Origin of the sequence: Rhodococcus sp. Leaf247, from assembly GCF_001426185.1 — a bacterium.
GTDB lineage: Bacteria > Actinomycetota > Actinomycetes > Mycobacteriales > Mycobacteriaceae > Rhodococcoides.
On the sequence record NZ_LMRP01000003.1, the window covers coordinates 43,468 to 67,576 of the forward strand.

Sequence of the window (24,109 nt, forward strand, 5' to 3'; positions counted from 1 at the left end):
CCGCAGGTCGATCTTGTCGACACGTCTCCTCCACGGGTGAAGGTCGTGTCCCGACACAGCACGTGCATCCAGCCCGGATGCCGGCGTCGGCGAGGGGAGCCATGGCAACACACGTGGAGTTGGGGCGGTACGGGGAGGACGCGGCGGCGGAATTCCTGACGACGACGGGGATGGAGATCGTCGCCCGTAACTGGCGGTGCCGGCACGGCGAGGTCGACATCATCGGTGCGGACGGGGACACGATCGTGTTCGTGGAGGTGAAGACACGGTCGGGTGAGAGGTTCGGCTCACCGGCCGAGGCCGTGACGCCGGTCAAGGCGCAGCGGATCCACCGCCTCGCGGGGCTGTGGCTCGCGGAGCGTGCGGGACCGTGGGTGCCGGTGCGGTTCGACGTCGTCGAGGTGATCGTCGCCCGAGGCGACGGACCCCGCGTGGTGCATCTGCAGGGTGCGTTCTGATGGCTCTCGGACGGTCCTACTCGGTGGCGGTCACGGGAATCGACGGAGTTCTGGTCGAGATCGAGGCGGATGTCGGCCGGGGTCTGCCGGGTGTGCACGTCGTGGGTCTTCCCGATGCGGCACTTCAGGAGTCGCGTGACAGAGTGCGCGCGGCAGTGAACAATTCGGGTCAGACGTGGCCGATGTCGAAAGTCGTTCTCGCACTGTCACCGGCGACGCTGCCGAAGGTGGGATCCGTCTACGACGTCGCCTTGGCCTGCGCGGTGCTGGGCGCGGCGAAGGTGGTTCCCGACCGGTTGCTCCGAGAGACCGTGCTTCTCGGTGAGTTGGCGCTGGACGGGCGGGTGCGTGCGGTGCGCGGGGTTCTCCCGGCCGTGCTGGCTGCGCGCAGTGCCGGCTGGGCTCGCGTCGTCGTGCCGTCGGACAGCCTCGCCGAGGCCGGACTGGTCGGGGGAATCGAAGTCCTCGGCGCCGCCCATCTGCGCGAGGTCATCGACTGGTTGGACGGTCGCACGTTCCTGACGGAGCCCGGAGTCGTCACCCCCGTGGTCTCTCCGCAGGTGGGTGATCTCGCCGATGTCGTCGGGCAGGCGGAGGCGCGGTGGGCCGTGGAGGTGGCGGCCGCCGGCGCGCATCACCTCATGCTGACGGGACCGCCCGGCATAGGGAAGACGATGCTGGCCGGGCGTCTGCCGGGTCTGCTCCCTCCGCTGACGGAACGGCAGGCGCTCGAGGTGACGGCCGTTCACTCGGTCGCGGGCACGCTCACAGCGGAATGCCCGCTCATCACCACCGCCCCGTTCATCGCACCGCACCACACCAGTTCGGTCACCGCGCTGGTCGGGGGCGGAAGCGGCATGGCGCGGCCGGGTGCGGTGAGCCGGGCGCATCACGGCGTGCTGTTCCTCGACGAGTGCGCCGAGATGTCGGTTCGTGTCCTCGAAGCACTGCGTACACCGCTCGAGGACGGTGAGGTGCGCATCGCCCGCCGAGACGGCGTCGCGCGGTACCCCGCGCGGTTCCAGTTGGTTCTCGCGGCCAACCCGTGCCCGTGTGCGTCGCCGCGAACCGCCGACTGCGTGTGCGCGCCGAACGCCCGGAGGCGTTACCTCGGCAAGTTGTCGGGCCCGTTGCTCGACCGAGTCGACCTGAGGCTGGCGATGCATCCCGCGGCGACGGGGATGTTGACCGACGACAAGGGAGAGAGCACGGACGTCGTGCGAGGCCGGGTCACCGCGGCGCGCGCGGCGGCAACGGAGCGGTGGCGCGAGTTCGGGTGGCAGACCAACGCGGAGGTTCCCGGATCCGCACTGCGGCAACAGTTCCGACTCGGCCGCGAGGCGCTGACACCGATCGAGCGAGCGTTGCGGCGCGGGGCGATCACGGCCCGCGGCGCGGACCGCATACTGCGATTGGCGTGGACACTCGGCGACCTCGAGGGCAGGGACGTTCCCGGTCCGGAGTGCGTCGCGTCGGCCATGTCGTTCCGTGAACAGGGGAGCGGAGCATGACGCGGGCTCTCGATCCGGAGCGTCTGGCCCGGGCATACGTGTCGACGGTGACTCAGGGACCCTCGCGCGCCGTCGAACAGTTGATCGCCTCACGCGGGGTCATCGATGCCGCGGCGACGATGAGGACCGGGGACGTTCCGAAGGCAGTGTGGGACAGGATCTCTGCGCGTGCACATCTCGACTCGGCAGCGCAGAGTCTGGACATGGTCGCGGCGTTGGACGGGCGACTGGTGATCCCGTCCGACGAGGAGTGGCCGGCGTGGCGCTTCCTCGGATTCGACCGGCAGGACGGTGCGCCCGACAGGCGGGACGCGGGAGCGCCGTTCGCTCTGTGGGTGGTGGGGTCGGCATCGATCGCGGCATCGTCGGAGCGTGCCGTGGCGGTGGTCGGCACGCGTGCCGCGACGAGTTACGGCGAGCACGTCACCGCCGAGATCGCGGGCGACCTCGCGGTGGACGGCTGGACGGTGGTCTCCGGTGGTGCGTACGGCATCGACGGCGCCGCGCACCGCGCAGCGCTGGGCGTGGGTGGGTGCACGGTGGCGGTGCTCGCGTGCGGAGTGGACCGGGCCTATCCGGCGGGCCACGAACGTCTACTGCGCCGCGTGTCGGAGAACGGCGCGGTGATCAGCGAGTATCCGCCGGGAACACATCCCGCCAGATACCGCTTCCTCGCCCGCAATCGTGTCGTGGCCGCGCTGAGCGACGGGGTGGTCGTGGTGGAAGCGGGGTGGCGCAGCGGCGCCCGGAACACGGCGTCGTGGGCGCGGTCGTTGGGCCGACCGGTCATGGCTGTGCCCGGCCCGGTGACCTCGGCGTCGTCGACCGGGTGTCATCGCATGATCCGAGAGGGTGAGGCGCGGCTGATCACGGGCGCTCGCGACGTCGCTGCGGAGGTCGGCGTCATCGGGACCGGCGCCGGGGACGACGACGCGCAGGACGCGTTGTTCGGGCGCGATCTGGACAGGCTGCCGGCGACACCGGCTCGGGTGCTCGACGCGTTCCCCGCGTCGGGGGCGCGCAGTGTGCAGGAGCTGTCGGTGGACTCCGGGGTGACGGTGTCGGCGGTGCGGTCAGCTCTGGTGGTGCTCGAGATCGAGGGTCACGCCGGCCGGGACGAGTCGGGGTGGTTCCGCATCGGCGGGCTCTGACGGGACCAGGTCGGTCGCGCGGAGGGAGGTGCCGGGCAGGATCGCGTCGTGGAGATCGGGCTTGTCACCGGTCAGGATCCACGTGCTCAGTGCCGCGAGTTGCGCGGAGATCAGCGGCGGGACAGCGTCACCGATGTGGCGGTACATGTTGGACAGCGACCTGGCGCGGAAGACGTAGTCGTCCGGGAAGCCGTTGAGCAAGGCCAGTTCTCGCACCGTGCACAGCCGGTCCTGCTCGGGGTGGGTGTACCGGCCGTTGCCGAAGTGAGCGCATTCGCGCTTGATCGTCGGAGACGGCCGGTCCCACCACAGTCGCCCGTAGACGTCCGGGTGCGAGCCGAAGCGACCGGCCGCGACGAGTCTGCTCATCGCGGGTGTCAGGAGGTCGTCGCCCGACGGGGTGGAGCGCAGGTCCAGCCACGACCCGCCGTCGTGGGGGAGTGCCCTCAGACGCCGGAGCGTGGAGTCGCGGCCGATGCTGGGTGAGACGTGCATCGGATCGGTCGGTGACGTCACTCCCGCCTCGACCGCGCGGAGATGCCCGATCGCGCGTCGGACGGTCGTGGCCTCGGACGTGACGCCGACGCCCGACCACAGATCGGACATCGTCCGGAGCGTGTGGTCACGCCGGGCCGCGACGACGAGCGATCGTTCGCGTCGCTGCGGTAGTCCGAAAGCGGTCAGCATGTGTACCGACGCGCTGACGTCGTAGCCCAGTCGGTCCAACCGCTCCGACAACACGTCGAGGTGTCCGCGGAAATTCCCGCCGACCAATTCCCTCGCATTCTCCATCACCACGACGGCGGGTGAGAGCGCGGCGACGGCGTCCGCTACCCGGGTGACGAGGGAATTGCGGGGATCGTCGCTCAGATGATTCTGTGGATTGGCGCGGGAGAAACCGGTACAGGGCGGACACGCGCTGAGTACATCGAGCGGCCGCCCACGCAGTCGGGACGCGAACAACCGTGAAAGATCCGCACCGGAAATCGACGAGAGGTCGACGGCGTGCGGAGTGATGCCGATATTGGCCTCGTAGGACGAATTGCATTCGAGGGAACCCCGCGTACTGCTGGGTTTACCCAGTTGCGCGTCGGCCGCTCCCACCACCTCGAAAGCTCCGTGACGTGCGTAACCGCAAGACATTCCGCCGGCACCGCTGAACAGATCCGCGAAGGTCCACCGACTGTCCGGTCTATTTGCCGGGGAAGTTCGCGTCATCGGGTGGTCTTTCCGTCAGTGTGCGACGGCGTGAATCACGACGCCGAGAACGGTGTACGCGGTCAGCGTACCGGTGCCGGCGGTGGCTATTGCCGAGGCGCTACGCGAGGGCGACCGTTGTGTCCTGTTTTTCGCTGGTCGTCGCGGCTGCGCTCCGGCATGACACCGGTGTCGGCTGATATGTTGGAGCAAGTTCATTCCACCTCGCGAGGAGCGCAGCAACAATGGCACGACGTACAACGGTACAAATGATCGACGATGTCGACGGCTCCTTGATCAAGGAGGGTCAGGGAGAAACTGTCGAGTTCTCGATCGGTGGGGTGTCGTATTCGATCGATCTGAACAACAAGCACGCCAACGAGCTCTTCGATCAATTCGCGTTCTGGATCGAGCACGCGGAGAAGGTCGGCGGACGCAAGGCCCGTCGCGCCACCGCGTCGACCGGCAGCAAGCCGCGTCAGAACCTGCAGGAGGTTCGCGCCTGGGCCAAGGAGAACGGCTTCGAGGTCAGCACGCGGGGCCGCATCAGTCAGGAGATCCAGGACGCGTACGACGCCGCTCACTGATCGAGCCTCACGGTCCCCGGCGCCGATCTTAGGGTAGGCTAACCCCAGATCGACCCGAAGGCCATCGAACGGTGGCATGTTCTCGACGGAGGTGTCCTGTGGCGCGACGACTGACCACCATGACCGTGGTGCGTACCGAGCGTCTCACGGCGCACATGATCCGAGTTGTGCTCGGCGGCAACGGTTTCGACGAGTTCGAGGCCTCCGAGTTCACGGACGGGTACGTCAAGTTGCACTTCGGGGACCCCGAGCAACCCACGCTGCGGACCTACACCGTCAGCCGGGTCGACCGTGCGGCGCGCGAGATCGCGATCGACTTCGTCGTCCACGGCGACGAGGGCGTAGCGGGACCGTGGGCACGTCGGGCGGCCCCCGGTGATTCCCTGTCGTTCTTCGGCCCCAGCGGTGCCTATGCCCCGCGCGTCGACGCCCAGTGGCACCTCCTCGCAGGCGACGAGACTGCGCTGCCGGCGATCTCCGCTGCGCTGGCCGCGCTCCCCGAAGGAGTCCCCGCACGCGTCGTACTGGAGGCCGCGGATCCGCAGGACCGCCTCGACGTCGCCGCTCCGGCGTCCGCGGACGTGCGGTGGGTCTTCCGGTCCGACTCCGGCGACGGGGTGAGCAGCGTGCTCGCCGACGCCGTCCGGGACATCGCATGGCTTCCCGGCCAGGTACACGTGTTCGTACACGGCGAAGCTCAGTCGGTGATGCACGAGATCCGGCCGTATATCCGCAAGGAGCGTGGCGTTACCGCGGAATGGGCGTCGATCTCGGGATACTGGCGACGTGGTCGAACCGAGGAAGGCTTCCGGACCTGGAAGCGAGAGCTCGCCGCCAGCGAGTCCTGAGCTCGGTCCGGAACTGCTCGAACGGTTCGCCCGACATCTCGCGTGGCAGCGCAACAGGTCCGAGCACACGATCCGTGCCTACGTCGGCGACGTGGAGAAGTTGATCGCGTTCTGTTCGGCGGCCGCACCCGATGCGGACGGAATGGCGTCACTCGTCACACTCCGCGCTCTGAGGTCCTGGCTGGCATCGATGTCCGCGGACGGGGCGTCACGTGCGACGCTCGCCAGGCGGGCCAGCTCCGCGCGGACGTTCACGGCGTGGCTGTGTTCGATCGGAATCCTGACCGTCGATCCCGCGGCCAGACTCGTCGCGCCTCCGGCGCACCGGACGTTGCCCGGTGTCCTGCGTGAACGTGACGCCGCGGAGGCGATGAAGGCCGCGGAATCCGGTGCTCGTGAGCTGGAACCGGTGGCGTTGCGCGACCGCCTCGTCGTCGAACTGCTCTACGCCACCGGGATCCGCGTCGGCGAGCTGTGCGGACTGGACGTCGACGACGTCGACCGTGACCGCCGCGTACTCCGCGTGATCGGCAAGGGCGACAAGGAGCGAGTGGTTCCGTTCGGGCGGCCCGCCGACGACGCCCTCGACGCCTGGATGCGCGTCGGTCGACCGGCGCTGGTGACGTCGGCGTCGGGTGCGGCCCTGCTGGTGGGCCGGCGCGGGGGACGGTTGAACCAGCGCCAGGCCCGCACGATCGTCCACGACGTTCTCTCCGCGGTTCCCGGAGCGCCGGACCTCGGCCCACACGGTCTCCGTCATTCCGCGGCGACGCATCTTCTCGAGGGTGGAGCGGATCTCAGGGTGGTCCAAGAGCTGCTCGGGCACGCCTCCCTGGCGACGACGCAGATCTACACGCATGTCTCCGTCGAGCGGCTCCGCGCCGTGCACGACCAGGCGCATCCACGCGCCTGACGCCCTTCGGTGCCGCTCACCGCACGTTTGGTACCGTCGGCCACCGGGGGACTTGCGCTGTCGAGTGGGTGTGTCGTACACCGTTCACCCCGTCCGGCGAAAGGATGGCCGATCGTGAACAGTCGAGACGACGACTACCGTCCCCGCCCGGATGCGCCGCAGACCTTCCCACCGCAGACCCCGTGGTCGCCGCCCGCGGCACCGAGCCCTCGATCGACCGCGGAATCCGGCTACACGCCGGTACCGGCCGATCCTCGACGAAACGGCGCCGACTGGGCGACCGTCGCTCGCAGACCCGATGCCGGCAAGCCGAGTTGGCGCCGGGCGCTCGATCGGCTGTGGGGACAGCAGTCGGGTGTCTCCGCGGACGCGCGCCGGGAGCAGCAGATCGAACGCATCCGCCAGCCGATCAGCAGTGACTACCGCATCGCGTTCCTCTCCCTCAAGGGCGGCGTCGGCAAGACGACGATCACCGTGGGACTCGGTTCCGTCCTCGCGTCGCTGAGGCGCGACAACGTCATCGCGGTCGACGCGAATCCCGACTTCGGAACCCTGGGGGAGCGGATTCCCCGGCAGACCATGTCGACGGTGCGTGACCTGCTGGCCGCGCGTCCGCGGATCCGCAGCTACGCCGACATCCGGGAACACACGTCTCAGTCGTCCAGTCGGCTCGAGGTCGTCGCCGGTGAGCGTGACCCCGCGGCGTCCGAGGCATTCACCGAGCAGGACTACCGCGCCGTGATCGACACGCTGCGCGCGCACTACAACCTGATCCTGACCGACTGCGGCACCGGCATCATGCATTCGGCCATGGACGGGGTGCTTTCCCTCGCCCACGCACTGGTGCTGGTCAGTTCGCCCGCCGTGGACGGCGCCAAGAGCGCCGCGGCGACACTCGACTGGTTGGGGCTGCACGGATACGCCCATCTGGTCGAACGGACGGTCGTCGTCATCAGTGCACACAGGCCCGGTGCCGCGAGCATCGACATGGACGAACTCGAACGTCACTTCCTCGCCCGCTGCCGTGCCGTCGTCGTCGTGCCGTTCGATCCGCACCTCGCGGAAGGATCGATCGTCGAGATCGACCGGTTGCGTCCCCGGACCCGGGCGGCCTTCATGCAGCTGGCCGAGCTGATGGCCGACGATTTCCCGGATGCCGGTGGTCGCCATGCGTCGTCGCAGGCGCCCGTGCAGCGTCACCGCACCTGGTAGTTCAGCGGACCGGTTTCAGCACCGGGCGCCCGCTGTCGAGCGCGAGGGTCGGATCGAGATAGTCGCGGCCACGCCGCAATCCCCAGTGCAGGCACCACGGAACACCGCATCCGGGATGTCCCGCCGATACCGTCGCCACCGGTTGACCACGGTGCACGCGCGCTCCGGTGCCGACGGCGCCGTCGACTGGTTCGTAGGTGGTCCGTAATCCACCCGCGTGCTCGATGGACAGGACGCCCCGTCCCGCGACGTCGCCGACGAACACGACGACGCCGTCGGCGGCGGCAAAGACGGTACGGGTCGGATCCCGGCTCGCATCCAGATCGACACCGCGATGACCGGGCAGCCACCGCTGCGGGGGAGGATCGTAGGCAGTGACCACCGTGGGCCGAGGGTGCAACGGCCACTCGAACGGACGCGCCGAATCGGCGTATACCGGACTCGCGGTCGAGCAGAGCGCGGTCAGGACGAGCACGGCGGCCGTGCGACGCAAAGGCATCCGGTCAGCGTCTCCCGCCGGGGGCGGTGCGTGCGCGGACCGACGTCGCGCCCCGGGGACGAGTCGTCGGCCGTCCACAGGTCTCGTGACCCGGTTATGACCTGCGGCATCGCCGACGTACACTTGTTACTGCGGCCTGTCCACACGGGTCGACTTCGCGCGCTCGAGCATATGTTCGGCGGCTGGTCCTGCGGTGCAGGTCCGCCGAACGACGAGCGCCAGGGCACGGAACACGACACCTGTCGGACCCACGGTCTGCCAGGGACTGTGTCCGCGCATCAACCGGCATACGAAAGAGAGAACTACAGCTATGGCTGTTGTGACCATGAAGCAGCTGCTCGACAGCGGCACACACTTCGGGCATCAGACCCGCCGTTGGAATCCGAAGATGAAGCGATTCATCTTCACCGATCGCAACGGCATCTACATCATCGACCTGCAGCAGACGCTGACCTTCATCGATCAGGCCTACGAGTTCGTCAAGGAGACTGTCGCCCACGGCGGCACCGTCCTCTTCGTCGGTACCAAGAAGCAGGCGCAGGAATCCATCGCAGCCGAGGCCACGCGCGTCGGTATGCCGTATGTGAACCAGCGCTGGCTCGGCGGCATGCTCACCAACTTCAGCACCGTTCACAAGCGCCTCATCCGACTCAAGGAACTCGAGTCGATGGAGCAGACCGGTGGTTTCGAGGGTCGCACCAAGAAGGAAATCCTCATGCTCACGCGTGAGATGACCAAGCTCGACCGCACCCTCGGTGGTATCCGGGACATGGCCAAGGTTCCGTCGGCCATCTGGATCGTCGACACCAACAAGGAGCACCTCGCAGTCGCCGAGGCGCGCAAGTTGAACATCCCGGTCATCGCGATCCTGGACACCAACTGCGATCCCGACCTGGTCGACTACCCGATCCCGGGCAACGACGACGCCATCCGCTCCGCCGCTCTGCTGACCAAGGTCGTGGCAACCGCCGTGGCCGAGGGCGTGCAGTCGCGTGCCGGACGCAACTCCGGTTCGGACGACAAGCCCGAGGTCGGCGCAGGCGAGCCTCTCGCCGAGTGGGAGCTCGAGCAGCTCGCACAGGCGTCCCCGGCCGCCGAGGCCACGCAGCAGGCAGCCGCGGAGACCCCGGCCGCAACCGACGCGCCGGTCACCGACGCACCGGCCGCAGAGGGTGCGAACGGCGCAGCCGCTCCCGCCGAGACCGAGGCTCCGGTCGCAGAAGTTCCCGCTTCACAGAGCTGACGACGTACGAGACCCGGTGTGCCCAGTCGACGGTGCGCCGGGTCTCGTCGTGAATCGCCACTCTTTTCTCTCCCCCCATTTCCTCGAGCAATGCAAGGAGGCTCGCCCACGATGGCGAACTACACTGCCGCCGACGTCAAGCGGCTCCGTGAGCTCACCGGCTCCGGAATGATGGACTGCAAGAACGCTCTCGCCGACAACGACGGCGACTTCGACAAGGCAGTCGAGCAGCTTCGTATCAAGGGCGCCAAGGACGTCGGCAAGCGCGCCGAGCGGTCCACCGCCGAAGGCCTCGTCGTCGCCAAGGACGGCGTTCTCGTCGAGATCAACTCGGAGACCGACTTCGTCGCGAAGAACGAGGAGTTCCAGAGCTTCGCGCAGTCGATCGCCGACGTCGCCGCGGCCGGCAAGCCCGCCGATGTCGACGCCCTGAAGGCGCTCGACCTCGACGGCAAGACGGTCGACGTCGCGCTCCAGGAGCTCTCCGCCAAGATCGGCGAGAAGCTCGAGATCCGTCGCGTCGTCTCCTTCGACGGCCCGGTGGCCACCTACCTGCACAAGCGCAGCTCGGACCTCCCGCCCGCCGTGGGCGTTCTCGTCGAGTACACCGGCGAGGGCGAGGCCGCTGCCGAGGCAGCGCGTGGAGCAGCCATGCAGGTCGCAGCACTCAAGGCGAAGTACGTCACGCGCGACGAGGTCCCCGCGGACGTCGTCGAGGGCGAGCGTCGCATCGCAGAGCAGACCGCCATCGAGGAGGGCAAGCCGGAAGCGGCTCTGCCCAAGATCATCGAGGGTCGCGTCAACGGGTACTACAAGGACGTCGTGCTGACCGAGCAGTCCTCGGTTCAGGACAGCAAGAAGACCGTCAAGGCGCTTCTCGCCGACGCCGGAGTCACCATCACCCGCTTCGTGCGTTTCGAGGTCGGCTCCAACTGAGCCCCTGCTTCACCCGACCGTGCCGCTCACTCGAATCGAGTGGGCGGCACGGTCGTCTGCGCCCCCATGGGGCAAGATCAGGCGCAAGCCCCACGGACAGGAGTTGTCATGACCGAGTCGTCATCCGAACGCACCGGCTTCAGGCGAGTGTTGCTGAAGCTCGGTGGTGAAATGTTCGGCGGTGGTCAGGTCGGACTCGACCCGGACGTCGTGCAGAAGGTGGCGGAGGAGATCGCGGACGTCGTGCGCTCCGGCGTGCAGGTCGCCGTCGTCATCGGCGGCGGCAACTTCTTCCGCGGCGCCGAACTGCAGGTACGCGGTATGGACCGGTCCCGCTCGGACTACATGGGCATGCTCGGCACCGTGATGAACTGTCTTGCACTGCAGGACTTCCTGGAGAAGCAGGGCATCACGACCCGCGTCCAGACCGCCATCACGATGGGCCAGGTCGCGGAGCCGTACATACCGTTACGTGCAGAACGCCACCTCGAGAAGGGCCGTGTCGTCATCTTCGGCGCGGGCATGGGCATGCCCTACTTCTCCACCGACACCACGGCGGCACAGCGCGCGCTCGAGATCGGTGCCGAGGTCGTCCTGATGGCGAAGGGCGTCGACGGCGTCTACTCCGCCGATCCCCGCGAAGATCCCGACGCCACCCTGTACACCGAGATCTCGCACCGCGAGGTCATCGAGAAGGGGTTGAAGGTGGCCGATGCCACAGCATTCAGCCTCTGCATGGACAATGGGATGCCGATCATGGTGTTCAACTTGCTCACCGAAGGCAACATCGCCCGCGCGGTGTCGGGTGAGAAGATCGGAACACTGGTCAAGTGAGTCACCACGTGCAGTCGCTGCACACTCGAGGTTTTCGGAAGGAACGGTCGTGATCGACGAAGCGCTCTTCGACGCAGAAGAGAGAATGGAAAAGGCCGTCACGGTCGCGCAGAACGACCTGTCGTCCATCCGCACGGGTCGCGCGAATCCCGGCATGTTCTCCAAGGTGCTGGTCGAGTACTACGGTGCTCTGACCCCCATCACCCAGCTCGCCGGCATCAACGTGCCCGAGGCGCGCATGGTTATCGTCAAGCCGTACGAACAGGCGCAGCTCGGTGCCATCGAAACGGCGATCCGTAATTCGGACCTGGGATTCAACCCGTCCAACGACGGCCACATCATCCGTATCTCCATTCCGCAGCTCACCGAAGAGCGTCGCCGTGAATACGTGAAACAGGCCAAGAGCAAGGGCGAGGATGCGAAAGTATCCATTCGCAACGTGCGTCGTAAAGCGATGGACGAGCTCAAGCGGATCCAGAAGGACGGCGAGGCGGGGGAGGACGAGGTCACCCGCGCCGAGGCCGAGTTGGACAAGACGACGGCGAAGTACGTCGCCCAGGTCGACGAGATCGTGAAGAACAAGGAAGCGGAATTGATGGAGGTGTGACCTCCTCCGGTTCCGGTGACTCCGGCGAAGTGAAACGAGAAGCAGTGTCCGTATCGGCCGACAGCGATTCGGCACCCGAACCCGCTCCGACGAAGACGTCACGTGCGGGACGCGACCTCCCGGCGGCGATCGCCGTCGGTGGTGGCCTGGGTGTCGGCCTCATCGTCGTCCTGGTGTTCGTGCCGCTCGTCTTCATTCCCATCGCTGCTGTCGCCGTCGCGGTCGCCTCGTGGGAGGTGACCAAACGTCTGCGCGAGTCCGACATCTCGGTACCGCGAATTCCGGTCATCCTCGGCGGTCAGGCGATGATCTGGTTGTCCTGGCCGTTCGGTGCGCTGGGCGGTCTGAGCGCGTTCGCGGCGACCGTCCTGGTGACGATGGTGTGGCGGCTGCTCTCCGGCGGGCTCGACGTGGCACCGAAGAACTTCCTGCGAGACTGCGCGATCTCGATCTTCGTGCTCGCGTGGCTGCCTCTGTTCGGTGCCTTTGCCACGTTGCTGACCCTGTCGGACGACGGTGGGTTCCGCGTTCTCGTGCTGATGATCGCGGTGGTGTGTTCCGACGTCGGCGGGTACGCAGCCGGCGTCCTGTTCGGTCGCCACGCGATGGCCCCCGCCATCAGCCCCAAGAAGTCCTGGGAGGGACTCGGCGGATCGCTCCTGTTCAGCGTGGTGGGGTGCGTCCTCACCGTGTCGTTCCTTCTCGACGCGAATCCGCTCGTCGGTGCGTTGCTCGGCGTGCTGGTCGTGTTCTCGTCCACCCTCGGCGACCTGATCGAGTCCCAGGTCAAGCGCGAGCTCGGGATCAAGGACATGGGAACGATGCTGCCGGGCCACGGCGGTCTGATGGATCGTCTGGACTCGGTGCTGCCGAGCATCCTGGTCGCGTGGCTCGTCCTGACCGCTTTCGTCTGATTCCCGTGCGGGGCGTGATCGCCAGTCCGAACATCTGGAACTGGCCGGATCTTTACGAAGCCGAGAACCGAGCCCAGGACGTGACCGGAGAGATCGCTCGCGTGCTGCGTTCCGTGGCGCCCTTCACCGACCGCGACGTCGTCGACGTGGGGTGCGGCGCCGGCTTCCACCTTCCGATGTTCGCTGCGGACGCCCGCAGCGTGGTCGGTGTCGAGCCCCACCCTCCGCTTCAGGCACGTGCGGCCGCGCTCGCATCCGGGCTGGCGCGTACCCGTGTGACGGGGGGAACGGCGGAGTCGATTCCTCTCGACGCCGCGTCGGTCGACGTGGTGCACGCACGCACCGCCTACTTCTTCGGCCCGGGATGCGGACCGGGAATCACCGAGGCGATGCGCGTCCTGCGGCCCGGGGGAGTACTCGTCGTGGTCGATATCGACGCGACAGTGGCCCCGTACGGCGAGTGGATGCGACGTGACCTTCCGCGATACGACCCGGCCGCGGTGGAGCGCTTCTTCGACGCCCAGGGTTTCGACACGACACGCGTCGTCACGCGGTGGGCGTTCCACGACCGTCGTACCCTCGACGCCGTTCTCGGGATCGAGTTCTCGCCGCGAGTGGCAGCCGCTGCCGTGCGGGCCGTCACCGGATTGTCCTTCGATGTCGGCTATCGGGTGCACACTCGTCGCAGACCGACGGGCGTGGAACTCGGATCAGGAATCGAGAAGCGCCCCGATCGTTCTTCCCGCTACGGTGACCGCTGAGCCACATCAGGCCGGTACGACGAAGGGCAGCATCTTTTCATGGCAACGACCCCGGCGCACATCGCCGACACCCACGACATGATCCGTGTCCAGGGCGCCCGCGTGAACTCCTTGAAGGACGTCAGCGTGGAGATCCCGAAGCGCCGGCTCACGGTCTTCACCGGGGTGTCCGGATCGGGCAAGAGTTCCCTGGTGTTCGGCACTATCGCTGCGGAGTCGCAGCGGATGATCAACGAGACCTACAGCACGTTCGTGCAAGGCTTCATGCCGACGATGGCCCGCCCCGATGTCGACATCCTCGACGGTCTGACGACGGCGATCATCGTCGATCAGCAGCGTCTCGGCGCCGATCCGCGATCCACGGTCGGTACCGCGACGGATGCCAATGCGCTGTTGCGCATCCTGTTCAGTCGACTCGGCACCCCGCACCTGGGCTCCCCGCAGGCGTTCTCCTTCAATGTGGCCTCCATCTCCGGGGCCGGCGCGGTGACCGTGGAGAAGGGCGGTCGGCAGACCAAGGAGAAGCGCTCGTTCAGCATCACCGGAGGAATGTGCCCGCGATGCGAGGGTCGCGGTGCGGTGTCCGACATCGACCTCACCGCGCTGTTCGACGAGTCGAAGTCGCTGAACGAGGGCGCGATCACCATTCCCGGGTACAGCATGGACGGGTGGTTCGGCCGTATCTTCCGGGGCTGCGGGTACTTCGACCCGGACAAGCCGATCGCGAAGTTCACCAAGCGTCAACGCGAGGATCTGCTCTATCGCGAGCCGACCAAGATCCAGATCGACGGCATCAATCTGACGTACTCCGGACTGATACCGCAGATGCAGAAGTCGATGCTGTCCAAGGACGTCGATGCGATGCAGCCGCACATCCGGGCGTTCGTGGAGCGGGCGGTCACCTTCGCCGTCTGCCCCGAGTGCGACGGGACCAGGCTGAACGAGGGTGCACGCTCGTCGACGATCGACGGCGTCTCGATCGCCGACGCCTGCGCCATGCAGATCAGCGATCTCGCCGTGTGGGTCCGCGGTCTGACGGACAGTTCGGTCGGGCCGCTGCTCGAGTCGTTGGCGGAGACCCTGGCGTCGTTCGTCGAGATCGGCCTGGGATATCTGAGTCTGGATCGCCCTGCCGGAACGCTGTCCGGGGGAGAAGCGCAGCGCACCAAGATGATCCGGCATCTCGGATCGTCACTGACCGATGTGACCTACGTGTTCGACGAGCCCACGACGGGTCTGCATCCGCACGACATCGCCAACATGAACGACCTCCTGCTCCGTCTCCGCGACAAGGGAAACACGGTCCTGGTGGTCGAGCACAAGCCGGAGACCATCGTGATCGCCGACCACGTCGTCGACCTCGGCCCGGGCGCCGGAACCGACGGCGGCACAATCTGTTTCGAGGGGACGGTCGACGGCCTGCGCATTAGCGACACCGTCACCGGGCACCACTTCGACGACCGTGTGTCGGTGAAGGACAACGTACGGGCATGGACGGATTCCCTGCAGATCCGAGGTGCCGACGCCCACAATCTCCGGTCCGTCGACGTCGACGTGCCGTTGGGCGTCCTGGTCGTCGTCACGGGCGTGGCCGGTTCGGGGAAGAGCACGTTGATCCACGGATCGCTGTCCGGACGCGACGGCGTCGTGTCGGTGGACCAGGGCGCGATCCGCGGTTCGCGTCGTAGCAACCCCGCGACGTACACGGGTCTCCTCGAGCCGATCCGGAAGGCGTTCGCGAAGGCGAACGGCGTGAAACCCGCACTCTTCAGCGCCAACTCGGAGGGTGCGTGTCCCACCTGCAACGGCAACGGTGTGATCTACAGCGATCTCGCGATCATGGCCGGTGTCGCCACGGTCTGCGAACTGTGCGGCGGCAAACGCTTCCAGGCATCGGTGCTCGAGTACCGGCTGGGTGGGAAGGACATCAGTGAGGTCCTCACCATGTCGGTGGCGGAGGCCGCGGCGTTCTTCGGGGAGGGAGATGCGGCTCTGCCCGCTGCGCACAAGATCCTGAGCCGGCTGGCCGATGTCGGCCTGGGCTACATGACGCTCGGGCAACCTCTGACGACGTTGTCCGGTGGTGAGCGTCAGCGGCTCAAGCTGGCGACTCACATGGGCGACAAGGGCGGTGTTCTGATCCTGGACGAGCCGACGACCGGTCTGCATCTGGCGGACGTCGAGCAGCTGCTGGCGCTGCTGGACCGTCTCGTCGACGCCGGAAAGTCTGTGATCGTGGTAGAGCATCATCAGGCCGTCATGGCCCACGCGGACTGGATCATCGACCTCGGTCCGGGTGCCGGTCATGACGGTGGAACCGTGGTGTTCGAGGGCACGCCGGCGGATCTCGTGAACGCCGAATCCACCCTCACGGGTGAACATCTGGCGGCCTACGTGCGGCGCTGAGAGTCAGCCGATCGAAAAGATGGCTGCCTGAGCGGTGATCTTCTTCGCCTTCGCGAGGCGAGGCAGATCGCTTCCGTCACGGACGCCGGAGCCGTCTTCACCGAGCTGCTCGATGACCTCTTTCGCCCACGCGACGTCCTGGACGCTGGGAGCGAGTTCCTTGTTGACGATGGGGCCCTGATCGGAATGCATGCAGAGCTTGCCGGTCATTCCCATCGACACGGTCAGCTGACTGTCGCGGCTGAGCATGCTGTCGTTCACGGCCAGGGTCGGTCCGTCGATCGGGCCGGGCAACCGTGCTGCGCGGCTGGAGACGACGAGCCGGGCGCGGGGGTAGGACATCGCCATCGGGTCGTCGCTCATCCCGGTGTCACGACGGAAGTCGCCGCTTCCGAACGCGAGGCGGAAGGTGGCTTCGGCACGGGCGATCTCCGGTGCGGCTTCCAGGCCCATCGCGGACTCGACCAGTGCGACGATGCGGCATCCTTCGCCGAGACGCGCGGCCGTGGCCTCGACCTGGCTGCCACTCTCGGTTTTGGCCAGCATGACGCCCTCGAGGGTGTCGATGCCGCGAAGAGCCTCGAGATCGTCCGCCCAGAACTCGGTCGTCGCGTCGTTGATGCGCACCCATGCGCGTCCACCGGCGCGAAGCCAGGACACCACGGCGTCGCGTGCTGCCGGCTTCGCACCGGGTGCCACCGCGTCCTCGATGTCGAGGATGATGGCGTCGACCGCGGATTCGGCAGCGGGGGTGAACAAGTCGGGCTTGCTCGCGGGAACGAGGAGCCACGAGCGTGCTTTGTCTGCAGCCACTACGGGTAGCACTGGGTTCTCCATGAAGGTCGTCACTGCGGATGTCCTGTCGGTGGATCGCTCGCGGTTACCGGTCGATCCCCACTGTGCACGGCTCGACCGCCCACGTGAAGGTTCTGTCAATAGTGTTCACGTGAGCGGTCGGACAGAGCGGCTGTGACTGTGATGTCACTTACGCTTGGCGGCCCGTCGTACCTGGAGGATGCGCACTCCGCCGGCAGTGGCCATGACGAGTGCTCCGGCGACGGCGGCGAGCAGCATGCCGATACCGATGGGGAGATCGAACGTCCAGCCGAACAGGTGGATGGGCACGCTGTCGAGGTTCTGCAGGATGAACACCATCAGCACGACCAGGATGATCGCGCCGACGACCAGACCTGTGTAAAGCGCAGCGGCGCGCGTGTGCTTGACGCCGTCCGGGGTCTTCCCGGCCGCCATGCGGGTGTCCACCGTGTCGCCCGGGCCGTCGAAAGGTGCCGAGGTGGTCAGAGGGGCGTCCGCGCCGGTGCCGGCGGTCGGATCGGATGCGTCGTGCGATGAGCGAGCCATGTGTCGATCATGCTGCACCGACGTGTCGAATGCACGTCCCGATCGGCGGTGTCCGCAGGTAGTACGTGGACAGTGAGACAATGGAGGCACTATGGCACCCATCGCTCTCCCTCTCGTATTCGACGCTCCCCGTCGCGGCATGCCCGCGAAGCATCTCGCGGACCTCGACGCCGACCAGCGTCGTGCCGCTGTCGTGGCCCTGGGCCTGCCGGCATTCCGAGCGGATCAGCTGGCCCGTCAGTACTACTCGCGCCTCGAGGCGGACCCGGCGAAGATGACCGATCTGCCGGCGTCGGTACGCGAGAAGGTGGGCGAGGCACTCTTCCCGACCCTCCTGACCCCGATCAAGCACATCGCGTGCGACGGAGGCGACACGAGGAAGACGCTGTGGAAGGCCGGTGACGGCACGCTGCTGGAGTCGGTTCTGATGCGCTACCCCGACCGTGCGACGTTGTGCATCTCGAGCCAGGCGGGGTGCGGGATGGCGTGTCCGTTCTGCGCTACCGGCCAGGCGGGACTGCAGCGCAACCTGTCGACGGCGGAGATCGTCGACCAGGTGCGGTCCGCCGCAGCCGACCTTCGGGACGGGGCCGTCGAAGGCGGCGAGGGACGCCTGTCGAACGTCGTGTTCATGGGCATGGGGGAGCCGCTGGCCAACTACAAGCGGGTCGTCGCAGCGGTGAAGCGGATCGTCTCACCTGCGCCCGAAGGATTGGGGCTGTCCCAGCGTTCGGTGACCGTGTCGACGGTGGGCCTCGCGCCGGCCATTCGCAAGCTCGCCGACGAGGGCCTGACCGTCACGCTCGCCGTGTCGCTGCACTGCCCGGACGACGAACTGCGCGACACGTTGGTACCGGTCAACAACCGCTGGTCGATCTCCGAGGTGCTCGACGCTGCGCGGTACTACGCGGACACCACGGGCCGTCGAGTCTCGATCGAATACGCGTTGATCCGCGACATCAACGATCAGCCGTGGCGTGCCGACCTGCTCGCCAAGAAGCTGAAGAAGGCACTCGGCGCGTTGGTGCACGTCAACCTGATCCCGCTGAACCCGACACCGGGCAGCGAGTGGGATGCCAGCCCGAAGCCGGTCGAGCAGGAGTTCGTGCGGCGGGTGCGCGCGCAGGGAGTCTCCTGCACCGTGCGCGACACGCGCGGCCAGGAGATCGCAGCTGCCTGCGGTCAGTTGGCCGCGGAGAACTGACTCAGGAGTGGCGGGGCTTGCGTCGACGCAGGACGTCGCGGACGAGGATGAACGCGATGGCGGCGGCGAAGCCGATCAGCCACAGGTCCTCGACGCGTCCGCTGTGATTGCCGATGATCATCACGAGAAGCATCGCGACGGTCACCCAGCCGGCGATACGGGACGTGCGGGGGCCCTCGCCGCTCCATCCCCATTCGGCGGACGGAACTTCGGCGGTGCTCACGTTCGTCGTGGGAACGCGGTCGACGTCGGAAGCGTGGTTCCGGCTGATGTCGGTCACGGCCGATCCTCCTGATGCTCTGTGATCCTGGTGCAGATGGTGACGTCACCCTAGCGCGCGGTACGACCGCCTGTCGTAGGGGATGGCGTCAATCCTTCAACGCCGCCACGTAACGCCCGGTGGCGATGCGCTGGGTGGCCCGGTTGAGCGGGCCGCCCAGGGCGACCAGTCGATTTCCCGGCCTGGAGAAGGCGCGGATGACGGCGTACACGGTGTCGGTCTCGACATCTCGGCGCACCGAGAAGCTCTCCTCGCCGCTCTCGGGGTGTCCGGGGAGCGTTCCGTAGGCGAATCCGCGGCGATGCGGTTCGTCGATCAGATCGACGACTCTGCAGGGGATGCGGACCGGACCGAGTCGCAACACCACCACGGCGTCGACGACGGCCCTCGGCGAGGTCGCCCGAACCGTGAGGCCTGCACCGCGGTGCATGTCCCAGGCCAGGATCTTCGCGGCGGCTCGTTCGAACAGGTCGACGCCGGTACCGATCGGTTCCTCGACATCGACATGGTGGTAGCCGGCGGGCATCACCTCGCGCGCCGTTCCGCCGACCTCCGAGTACGTGAACGGGGTTCCGATGTAGGTGTCGGGGTCCGCGGACGGAAGGAACGGCATCACGCCATCCTGGCACGGAGGGGAGCGACTGCGCCCGCACACGTTCCTCTCAGCGCGGTCGTTCACACTGTCCTGGTGACGGACGCGAAGACGAGGGTGCTCGTTCTGGGCAGCACGGGATCGATCGGTACCCAGGCGCTCGAGGTGATGGCAGCACGCCCCGACAAGTTCACGGTCGTCGGACTCGCGGCCGGCGGCGGCAACATCGACCTCCTGCGACGACAGATCGACGCGACCGGCGTCACCGAGGTCGCGGTGGCCGATGTCGATGCGGCGAGACGGCTCGACCGTCCCGGTGTCCGGTCCGGCGCCACCGCCGCGACCGACCTGGTCCGCGAGGTGGGTGCCGACGTCGTCCTCAACGCCCTCGTCGGCTCGCTGGGTCTGCCGCCGACACTGGCGGCCCTCGAATCGGGCGCCCGGCTGGCGTTGGCCAACAAGGAGTCCCTGGTGGCGGGCGGGTCGTTGGTGACCTCCGCTGCGGCGCCCGGTCAGATCGTCCCCGTCGACTCCGAGCACTCCGCGGTGGCGCAGTGCCTCCGCGGAGGCCGCGCGGACGAGGTGGCACGGCTGGTCGTCACGGCATCGGGCGGCCCGTTCCGCGGGTGGGACCGCGAGGGTCTGGAGTCCGTCACCCCCGACCAGGCGGGCAAGCACCCCACCTGGTCCATGGGCCCGATGAATACCCTGAACTCCGCGACGCTGGTGAACAAGGGCCTCGAGGTGATCGAGGCGCACCTGCTGTTCGGGATCCCGTACGACCGCATCGACGTCACGGTGCACCCGCAGTCGATCGTCCACTCGATGGTGACGTTCACCGACGGCTCGACGCTCGCCCAGGCCAGCCCCCCGGACATGAAGCTGCCCATCGCGTTGGCGCTCGGCTGGCCCGCCCGCATCGCCGACGCCGCGGCGGCCCTGGACTTCACGCGATCACACACGTGGGACTTCGAACCCCTCGACGACGCCGTGTTTCCGGCCGTCGCACTCGCGCGTCGTGCCGGTGAGCTGGGTGGCTGCATGACGGCCGTCTACAACGCCTCGAACGAGATCGCCGCGGAAGCCTTCCTCGCGGGCGCGCTGCGCTTCCCACAGATCGTCGACGTCGTCGCCGAGGTGGTCGATGCCGGATCCGCCGAATGGTCGGCGGAACCGTCTACCGTGGACGATGTTCTGGCGGCGGACTCGTGGGCCCGTGACAGCGCCCGCACGCTCGCGCGATCGAAAGGCTGAACGACAAGATGGTGTTCGTTCTCGGTGTCGTCGCATTCGCGATCTGCATCGGCATCTCCATTGCACTGCACGAGTGCGGTCACATGTGGGTGGCCAAGGCCACCGGCATGAAGGTCCGGCGGTACTACATCGGCTTCGGGCCGAAGATCTTCTCCTGGACGCGCGGTGAGACCGAGTACGGTCTCAAAGCCGTTCCGGCAGGCGGCTTCTGCGATATCGCCGGCATGACGGCAGTGGACGAACTCGCGCCCGACGAGGTCGATCGTGCGATGTACAAGCAGAAGACGTGGAAGCGTCTGGCCGTCATGTTCGGCGGCATCGCGATGAACTTCGTGCTGGCCTTCGTTCTCGTCTACACGCTCGCGCTCGGGTGGGGTCTGCCCAACCGGGACACGTCGGCGACGGTGGCCGGGGTCCAGTGCGTCGCGGCGCAGAACGAGGACAGAACGTTCGATTCCTGCTCCGGTCTCGGACCGGCAGGTGACGCCGGCATTCGGGCCGGTGACGTCATCACCGCGGTGAACGGCGACGACACGGCGACGTTCGCCGACGTAGTCGACAAGATCCAGGGCGCGACCGGGTCCGTCGACGTCACCGTCCAGCGCGGCGACGACACGCTCACGCTTCCTGTCACGGTTCAGCGGACCGAGCGTCTCTTCGCGCTCGACAATTCGGCCGACGGGCCCCTGGAACTGCGCACCACCGGCGCGATCGGTGTGGCCCGCACGCCCCTGACCATCGACTACAACGCGCTGTCGGCCGTGCCGGGCGCGGTCTCGTACACGGGCTTCATCGCCGGGCAGACAGCCCACGCGATCGTCGATCTGCCCAGCAAGGTCGGCGCGCTGTGGACGGCCGTCACCGGCGGTGAACGCGACGCCGACACTCCGGTCAGCGTCGTCGGGGCCAGTGTCATCGGTGGTCAGGCCGCCGAACTGGGATTGTGGCAGGTGTTCGTCAGTCTGTTGGCGACGCTGAACTTCTTCCTCGGCGCGTTCAACCTGTTGCCCCTGCTGCCTCTCGACGGCGGTCACATCGCGGTGACGATCTACGAGGGCATCCGCAACAAGATCAGGGCGGTGCGCGGGTTGGGCAAGGGTGCGCCGGTGAACTACATGAAGCTGATGCCGCTGACCTACGTGGTCATCGTCATCGGTGGTGCATTCATGCTGCTCACCCTCACCGCGGACATCGTCAATCCCATCCAGCTGTTCCAGTAACTACAGTGGTGCATGTCAGACGGCAGTAGTTGCCGTCAGACGACGAAAGGAACGAAGTGACCGTTGGACTGGGCATGCCGGCCGGACCCGTACCGGTGCTCACACCGCGACGGAAGACCCGCCAGCTGCAGGTAGGAACTGTCGGCGTCGGAAGCGACTCGCCGATCTCGGTGCAGTCGATGACGACGACCAAGACTCACGACATCGATGCCACGCTGCAGCAGATCGCCGAGCTCACTGCCTCGGGCTGCGACATCGTGCGTGTGGCCTGCCCTCGGCAGGAAGATGCGGACGCGCTCGCGACCATCGCGCGCAAGTCGCAGATCCCGGTGATCGCGGACATCCACTTCCAGCCGCGCTACATCTTCGCCGCGATCGACGCAGGATGCGCCGCCGTCCGCGTCAACCCCGGCAACATCAAGGAGTTCGACGGCCGAGTCAAGGAGGTCGCGAAAGCGGCCGGTGACGCCGGTATCCCGATCCGGATCGGCGTCAACGCCGGATCTCTCGACCCGCGGCTCATGCAGAAGTACGGCAAGGCGACTCCGGAGGCGCTCGTCGAGTCGGCCCTGTGGGAAGCCGGTCTGTTCGAGGAGCACGGCTTCGGCGACATCAAGATCTCCGTCAAGCACAACGACCCGGTGATCATGGTCGAGGCATACCGCCAGCTCGCCGCCAAGTGCGACTACCCGCTGCACCTCGGCGTCACCGAAGCCGGCCCGGCGTTCCAGGGAACCATCAAGTCCGCTGTCGCCTTCGGATCGCTGCTCGCCGACGGCATCGGCGACACCATCCGTGTGTCCCTCTCGGCTCCGCCGAACGAGGAGATCAAGGTGGGAACGCAGATCCTGCAGTCCCTGAACCTGCGCCCGCGCAAGCTCGAGATCGTGTCCTGCCCGTCGTGTGGCCGTGCTCAGGTCGACGTGTACTCCCTCGCCGATCAGGTCACCGCCGGACTCGAAGGCATGGACATCCCGCTGCGCGTCGCCGTCATGGGATGCGTCGTCAATGGACCGGGCGAAGCGCGTGATGCCGATCTCGGAGTGGCGTCGGGAAATGGCAAGGGCCAGATCTTCGTCAAGGGCGAGGTCATCAAGACCGTGCCGGAAGCGATGATCGTGGAAACCCTGATCGAGGAAGCCATGCGTATCGCCGAGACGTACGAGGCCGATCAGCAGGCGGGACCGGGCGCACCCGTGGTGTCCGTCAGCTGATTCGGTCCTACGGAACCGCTTTTGCTGGCAAAGTTCAGGGTCACGGAGGTGGCGGGATGCTCAAACTGCTCGGCGCGAAGGCGCTGACGAGCCGGGACACGAACGAGGTCGTTCGTGTTCTGCGTCGTGATCCCGTCGCGTCGTGCATGGTTCTCGCACGCGTCGAGGAAGCCGGGATCGAACCCCGGACCAATTACGGCGAAATGTGGTCGCGGGGCGGTCCGGCGTCCTCGCTGTGCTTCTCCGGGGCCAATCTGGTGCCGTTGTTCGGGACGTACGACGATCTCCGGAGTTTCGCCGAGCGCGCTCTCCGGGCACCTCGGGTGTGTTCGTCCCTCGTCGGCCGCGCCGAGCTGACACTCCCGTTGTGGGACATGCTGTCCGGCGAGTGGGGTACGCCTCGCGAGGTCCGCGCCGAGCAGCCACTGCTGGCGCTGACGACTATTCCCACCGCCGTCGACGTCCACGTCCGACGCGTCACGATCGACGAGCTCGACGTCTACCTCACCGCCGCTGTAGCCATGTTCATCGAGGAAGTCGGCGTCGACCCCCGAGCCGGAGACGGTGGACGTGGATACCGGCGTCGGATCGCCGGGCTCATCGCCGCCGGGCGCGCCTGGGCTCGGTTCGAGGACGGGCGCGTCATCTTCAAGGCGGAGGTCGGATCGATGTCCACGTCGGTCGGACAGATCCAGGGTGTCTGGGTGCATCCACTGTTCCGCGGTCGCGGGCTGGGGACGTCCGGCACCGCCACCGTCGCCGCGGCCGTGGTGGACAGTGGCAGGACAGCCAGCCTCTACGTCAACAGCTTCAACGTGCCGGCGCGACGGGCCTACGAGCGTGTCGGTTTCGAACGAGTAGCGACGTTCTCCACGGTGTTGCTCGACTAGAACGAGAGCTCGCCGC

The 24,109-nt window shown here is 67.2% G+C and carries 25 protein-coding genes; 19 read left to right on the forward strand and 6 right to left on the reverse strand.

The features are described 5' to 3' along the window. Nucleotides 1–101 precede the first annotated feature (101 nt). The 3 genes from ASG64_RS15490 to dprA are packed head-to-tail and all read left to right on the forward strand — an operon-like array spanning nt 102 to nt 3,120. Nucleotides 102–458, forward strand: a complete 357-nt coding sequence (locus ASG64_RS15490) for a YraN family protein (protein WP_042572536.1) — start codon at nt 102–104, stop codon at nt 456–458. After that, nucleotides 458–1,969: a YifB family Mg chelatase-like AAA ATPase gene (locus tag ASG64_RS15495; protein ID WP_056074489.1), complete on the forward strand. Its 1,512-nt coding sequence runs from the start codon at nt 458–460 to the stop codon at nt 1,967–1,969. The genes ASG64_RS15490 and ASG64_RS15495 overlap by 1 nt, the downstream gene beginning before the upstream one ends. After that, nucleotides 1,966–3,120, forward strand: coding sequence for a DNA-processing protein DprA (dprA, locus tag ASG64_RS15500; protein ID WP_056074491.1), 1,155 nt, complete (start codon nt 1,966–1,968; stop codon nt 3,118–3,120). Before ASG64_RS15495 ends, dprA begins: the two co-directional genes overlap by 4 nt. On the opposite strand, the gene ASG64_RS15505 is transcribed toward dprA, so the two are convergent. Next, nucleotides 3,043–4,338 (reverse strand): DNA cytosine methyltransferase, encoded by a 1,296-nt coding sequence (locus ASG64_RS15505; protein WP_082518541.1) that lies wholly within the window; start codon nt 4,336–4,338, stop codon nt 3,043–3,045. The two genes, dprA and ASG64_RS15505, sit on opposite strands and share 78 nt — an antisense overlap. A gap of 224 nt (nt 4,339–4,562) precedes the next feature. Between ASG64_RS15505 and ASG64_RS15510 the strand changes: the two genes are divergently transcribed. From ASG64_RS15510 to ASG64_RS15525, 4 genes are all read left to right on the forward strand, one after another. Continuing rightward, nucleotides 4,563–4,904 (forward strand): histone-like nucleoid-structuring protein Lsr2, encoded by a 342-nt coding sequence (locus ASG64_RS15510; protein WP_042572540.1) that lies wholly within the window; start codon nt 4,563–4,565, stop codon nt 4,902–4,904. A 98-nt stretch (nt 4,905–5,002) separates the two neighbouring features. After that, nucleotides 5,003–5,752, forward strand: a complete 750-nt coding sequence (locus tag ASG64_RS15515; protein ID WP_042572541.1) for a siderophore-interacting protein — start codon at nt 5,003–5,005, stop codon at nt 5,750–5,752. Between the two features lie 13 nt (nt 5,753–5,765). Continuing rightward, nucleotides 5,766–6,665 carry a tyrosine recombinase XerC gene (locus ASG64_RS15520; protein ID WP_056075036.1) on the forward strand — a complete coding sequence of 300 codons (900 nt, stop codon included), beginning with the start codon at nt 5,766–5,768 and terminating at the stop codon, nt 6,663–6,665. Nucleotides 6,666–6,779: 114 nt separating this feature from the next. Next, the gene (locus tag ASG64_RS15525; protein ID WP_327212904.1) at nt 6,780–7,877 is read left to right on the forward strand and encodes a MinD/ParA family ATP-binding protein; all 1,098 of its coding nucleotides are present in this window, start codon (nt 6,780–6,782) and stop codon (nt 7,875–7,877) included. 1 nt (nt 7,878) lies between these two features. Here the strand turns inward: ASG64_RS15525 and ASG64_RS15530 are convergent, their stop codons facing one another. Next, the gene (locus ASG64_RS15530; protein ID WP_056074495.1) at nt 7,879–8,376 is read right to left on the reverse strand and encodes a M23 family metallopeptidase; all 498 of its coding nucleotides are present in this window, start codon (nt 8,374–8,376) and stop codon (nt 7,879–7,881) included. 310 nt (nt 8,377–8,686) lie between these two features. On the opposite strand from ASG64_RS15530, the gene rpsB reads away from it, so the two are divergent. The 7 genes from rpsB to ASG64_RS15565 all read left to right on the forward strand — a co-directional run bounded on the left by rpsB (nt 8,687) and on the right by ASG64_RS15565 (nt 16,077). Next, nucleotides 8,687–9,619: a 30S ribosomal protein S2 gene (gene rpsB, locus ASG64_RS15535; RefSeq protein ID WP_042572542.1), complete on the forward strand. Its 933-nt coding sequence runs from the start codon at nt 8,687–8,689 to the stop codon at nt 9,617–9,619. A gap of 111 nt (nt 9,620–9,730) precedes the next feature. Next, nucleotides 9,731–10,555 (forward strand): translation elongation factor Ts, encoded by an 825-nt coding sequence (gene tsf, locus ASG64_RS15540; protein WP_042572543.1) that lies wholly within the window; start codon nt 9,731–9,733, stop codon nt 10,553–10,555. Nucleotides 10,556–10,663: 108 nt separating this feature from the next. Next, the gene (gene pyrH, locus ASG64_RS15545; protein WP_042572544.1) at nt 10,664–11,389 is read left to right on the forward strand and encodes a UMP kinase; all 726 of its coding nucleotides are present in this window, start codon (nt 10,664–10,666) and stop codon (nt 11,387–11,389) included. Between the two features lie 49 nt (nt 11,390–11,438). Further along, a complete protein-coding gene (gene frr, locus ASG64_RS15550) occupies nt 11,439–11,996 on the forward strand; it encodes a ribosome recycling factor (RefSeq protein ID WP_042572545.1) in 558 nt (185 codons plus the stop codon). A gap of 44 nt (nt 11,997–12,040) precedes the next feature. Then, nucleotides 12,041–12,910, forward strand: a complete 870-nt coding sequence (locus tag ASG64_RS15555; protein ID WP_056075039.1) for a phosphatidate cytidylyltransferase — start codon at nt 12,041–12,043, stop codon at nt 12,908–12,910. Then, complete coding sequence (locus tag ASG64_RS15560) at nt 12,883–13,671, forward strand: class I SAM-dependent methyltransferase (protein WP_056074497.1); 789 nt, start codon at nt 12,883–12,885, stop codon at nt 13,669–13,671. The genes ASG64_RS15555 and ASG64_RS15560 overlap by 28 nt, the downstream gene beginning before the upstream one ends. 39 nt (nt 13,672–13,710) lie before the next feature. Beyond that, nucleotides 13,711–16,077 (forward strand): ATP-binding cassette domain-containing protein, encoded by a 2,367-nt coding sequence (locus tag ASG64_RS15565; RefSeq protein WP_056074499.1) that lies wholly within the window; start codon nt 13,711–13,713, stop codon nt 16,075–16,077. Between the two features lie 3 nt (nt 16,078–16,080). Here the strand turns inward: ASG64_RS15565 and ASG64_RS15570 are convergent, their stop codons facing one another. Together ASG64_RS15570 and ASG64_RS15575 are read right to left on the reverse strand one after the other, a co-directional pair. Continuing rightward, nucleotides 16,081–16,926, reverse strand: a complete 846-nt coding sequence (locus ASG64_RS15570) for an HpcH/HpaI aldolase/citrate lyase family protein (RefSeq protein WP_442971157.1) — start codon at nt 16,924–16,926, stop codon at nt 16,081–16,083. A 132-nt stretch (nt 16,927–17,058) separates the two neighbouring features. After that, the gene (locus tag ASG64_RS15575) at nt 17,059–17,439 is read right to left on the reverse strand and encodes a LapA family protein (protein ID WP_056074501.1); all 381 of its coding nucleotides are present in this window, start codon (nt 17,437–17,439) and stop codon (nt 17,059–17,061) included. Between the two features lie 91 nt (nt 17,440–17,530). Between ASG64_RS15575 and rlmN the strand changes: the two genes are divergently transcribed. Then, nucleotides 17,531–18,643 (forward strand): 23S rRNA (adenine(2503)-C(2))-methyltransferase RlmN, encoded by a 1,113-nt coding sequence (gene rlmN / locus ASG64_RS15580; protein WP_042572548.1) that lies wholly within the window; start codon nt 17,531–17,533, stop codon nt 18,641–18,643. Between the two features lies 1 nt (nt 18,644). Here rlmN and ASG64_RS15585 read toward each other — a convergent pair whose 3' ends face one another. Together ASG64_RS15585 and ASG64_RS15590 are read right to left on the reverse strand one after the other, a co-directional pair. Then, nucleotides 18,645–18,923, reverse strand: a complete 279-nt coding sequence (locus ASG64_RS15585; protein WP_442971158.1) for a DUF2631 domain-containing protein — start codon at nt 18,921–18,923, stop codon at nt 18,645–18,647. 88 nt (nt 18,924–19,011) lie between these two features. Beyond that, the gene (locus ASG64_RS15590; protein ID WP_056074503.1) at nt 19,012–19,536 is read right to left on the reverse strand and encodes a DUF1990 family protein; all 525 of its coding nucleotides are present in this window, start codon (nt 19,534–19,536) and stop codon (nt 19,012–19,014) included. 96 nt (nt 19,537–19,632) lie between these two features. Here ASG64_RS15590 and dxr point away from each other — a divergent pair, with 96 nt between their 5' ends. The 4 genes from dxr to ASG64_RS15610 all read left to right on the forward strand — a co-directional run bounded on the left by dxr (nt 19,633) and on the right by ASG64_RS15610 (nt 24,093). Beyond that, nucleotides 19,633–20,769 (forward strand): 1-deoxy-D-xylulose-5-phosphate reductoisomerase, encoded by a 1,137-nt coding sequence (gene dxr / locus ASG64_RS15595; RefSeq protein ID WP_056075048.1) that lies wholly within the window; start codon nt 19,633–19,635, stop codon nt 20,767–20,769. Nucleotides 20,770–20,777: 8 nt separating this feature from the next. Further along, the gene (locus ASG64_RS15600; protein ID WP_042572550.1) at nt 20,778–21,989 is read left to right on the forward strand and encodes a M50 family metallopeptidase; all 1,212 of its coding nucleotides are present in this window, start codon (nt 20,778–20,780) and stop codon (nt 21,987–21,989) included. Nucleotides 21,990–22,063: 74 nt separating this feature from the next. Then, complete coding sequence (ispG, locus tag ASG64_RS15605; protein WP_042572551.1) at nt 22,064–23,203, forward strand: flavodoxin-dependent (E)-4-hydroxy-3-methylbut-2-enyl-diphosphate synthase; 1,140 nt, start codon at nt 22,064–22,066, stop codon at nt 23,201–23,203. 56 nt (nt 23,204–23,259) lie between these two features. Next, nucleotides 23,260–24,093: a GNAT family N-acetyltransferase gene (locus tag ASG64_RS15610; protein ID WP_042572552.1), complete on the forward strand. Its 834-nt coding sequence runs from the start codon at nt 23,260–23,262 to the stop codon at nt 24,091–24,093. Nucleotides 24,094–24,109: the final 16 nt, after the last annotated feature.

Excerpts from the sequence above, each read along its gene's own strand:
- ispG (WP_042572551.1), top strand. The coding sequence starts at position 22,064 with ATGCCGGCCGGACCCGTACCGGTGCTCACACCGCGACGGAAGACCCGC.
- rpsB (WP_042572542.1), top strand. The coding sequence starts at position 8,687 with ATGGCTGTTGTGACCATGAAGCAGCTGCTCGACAGCGGCACACACTTC.
- ASG64_RS15600 (WP_042572550.1), top strand. The coding sequence starts at position 20,778 with ATGGTGTTCGTTCTCGGTGTCGTCGCATTCGCGATCTGCATCGGCATC.
- pyrH (WP_042572544.1), top strand. The coding sequence starts at position 10,664 with ATGACCGAGTCGTCATCCGAACGCACCGGCTTCAGGCGAGTGTTGCTG.
- ASG64_RS15495 (WP_056074489.1), top strand. The coding sequence starts at position 458 with ATGGCTCTCGGACGGTCCTACTCGGTGGCGGTCACGGGAATCGACGGA.
- ASG64_RS15565 (WP_056074499.1), top strand. The coding sequence starts at position 13,711 with ATGGCAACGACCCCGGCGCACATCGCCGACACCCACGACATGATCCGT.
- ASG64_RS15490 (WP_042572536.1), top strand. The coding sequence starts at position 102 with ATGGCAACACACGTGGAGTTGGGGCGGTACGGGGAGGACGCGGCGGCG.
- ASG64_RS15510 (WP_042572540.1), top strand. The coding sequence starts at position 4,563 with ATGGCACGACGTACAACGGTACAAATGATCGACGATGTCGACGGCTCC.
- ASG64_RS15530 (WP_056074495.1), bottom strand. The coding sequence starts at position 8,376 with ATGCCTTTGCGTCGCACGGCCGCCGTGCTCGTCCTGACCGCGCTCTGC.
- ASG64_RS15610 (WP_042572552.1), top strand. The coding sequence starts at position 23,260 with ATGCTCAAACTGCTCGGCGCGAAGGCGCTGACGAGCCGGGACACGAAC.
- rlmN (WP_042572548.1), top strand. The coding sequence starts at position 17,531 with ATGGCACCCATCGCTCTCCCTCTCGTATTCGACGCTCCCCGTCGCGGC.
- ASG64_RS15505 (WP_082518541.1), bottom strand. The coding sequence starts at position 4,338 with ATGACGCGAACTTCCCCGGCAAATAGACCGGACAGTCGGTGGACCTTC.
- dprA (WP_056074491.1), top strand. The coding sequence starts at position 1,966 with ATGACGCGGGCTCTCGATCCGGAGCGTCTGGCCCGGGCATACGTGTCG.
- ASG64_RS15575 (WP_056074501.1), bottom strand. The coding sequence starts at position 17,439 with ATGGCTCGCTCATCGCACGACGCATCCGATCCGACCGCCGGCACCGGC.
- ASG64_RS15590 (WP_056074503.1), bottom strand. The coding sequence starts at position 19,536 with ATGCCGTTCCTTCCGTCCGCGGACCCCGACACCTACATCGGAACCCCG.
- tsf (WP_042572543.1), top strand. The coding sequence starts at position 9,731 with ATGGCGAACTACACTGCCGCCGACGTCAAGCGGCTCCGTGAGCTCACC.